This is a genomic window from Sphingomonas flavida (assembly GCF_036663655.1).
Taxonomy (GTDB): domain Bacteria; phylum Pseudomonadota; class Alphaproteobacteria; order Sphingomonadales; family Sphingomonadaceae; genus Sphingomonas.
In genome coordinates, this window is the sequence record NZ_JAXOJH010000047.1 from 1 (window position 1) to 1,375 (window position 1,375).

Here is a 1,375-nt window from a genome sequence, read left to right on the forward strand (position 1 = left end):
ATGAAGATCGTCGTGCCCGTGAAGCGGGTGTTGGACTATAACGTAAAGCCGCGCGTGAAGGCGGACGGAACGGGCGTCGATCTGGCGAACGTGAAGATGTCGATGAACCCGTTCGACGAGATCGCGGTGGAAGAGGCGATCCGGCTGAAGGAGAAGGGGGCGGCGACCGAAGTGGTCGTCGTCTCGATCGGCGAGCCCAAGGCGGCGGACACGCTGCGCACCGCACTCGCCATGGGCGCGGACCGGGCGGTGCTGATCACCGCCGACCAGCCGGTCGAACCGCTCGGCGTCGCCAAGCTGCTGGCCAAGGTGGTCGAAGAGGAACAGCCTGGCCTGGTCATCTTGGGCAAGCAGGCGATCGACGGCGACAACAACCAGACCGGCCAGATGCTCGCGGGGCTGCTCGGCTGGGCGCAGGGCACGTTCGCGTCCAAGGTCGAGATCGACGGTCAGACTGCCAACGTCACCCGCGAGGTCGATGGCGGCCTGGAGACGGTGGCGCTGACGCTGCCCGCGATCGTCACCACCGACCTGCGCCTCAACGAGCCGCGCTATGCGTCGCTCCCTAACATCATGAAGGCCAAGTCCAAGCCGATGGCGACAAAGACGGCGGCCGACTACGGCGTCGACATCGCACCGCGCCTGACGATCACCCATGTCGCCGAGCCCGGCAAGCGCCAGGCGGGCGTCAAGGTCGGCTCGGTGGACGAGCTGGTCGAGAAACTGAAAGCACTGGGAGTGGCCAAGTGAAGACGCTGGTATGGGTCGAGCATGACGGCGGGGCCGTCAAGGATGCCACGCTGGCGACCGTCACGGCGGCGTCGAAGCTGGGCGAGGTGCACCTGATCGTCGCGGGTCAGGGTGTCGACGGCGTCGCGCAGGCCGCCGCGAAGATCGCAGGGGTCGGCAAGGTCCATGTCGCCGACGACGCGGCCTATGCGAATGCACTGGCCGAGAATGTCGCGCCACTGGTCGCCGAGCTGATGGGCCATCACGATGCCTTCCTCGCGCCCTCGACCACCACGGGCAAGAACATCGCGCCGCGTGTCGCCGCCCTCATCGACGTGATGCAGATCAGCGACATATTGTCGGTCGAGGGGCCGGACAGCTTCACCCGGCCGATCTATGCGGGCAACGCCATCGCGACCGTCAAGACCAGCGACACCAAGTTGGTCCTGACCGTCCGCACCACCGCCTTCGAAAAGGCGGCGGCCGAGGGTGGCTCGGGTACAATCGAGGCAGTTTCCTCGACCGGCGATACGGCCAAGTCCCGCTTCGTCGGTGCGGAAAAGGCCGAGAATGCCCGGCCCGAACTGACCAGCGCCAAGATCATCGTCTCGGGCGGTCGCGCGCTGGGCTCGGAGGAGCAGTTCCA

The 1,375-nt window shown here is 66.6% G+C and carries 2 protein-coding genes; both read left to right on the plus strand.

Annotated features, from left to right (window positions below):
• On the plus strand, positions 1–750 hold a 750-nt coding region (locus U1703_RS18800; protein WP_332786966.1), incomplete at its 5' end, for an electron transfer flavoprotein subunit beta/FixA family protein.
• The coding region (locus U1703_RS18805; RefSeq protein WP_332786967.1) for an electron transfer flavoprotein subunit alpha/FixB family protein at positions 747–1,375 on the plus strand (629 nt) is incomplete at its 3' end. The genes U1703_RS18800 and U1703_RS18805, both read left to right, overlap by 4 nt.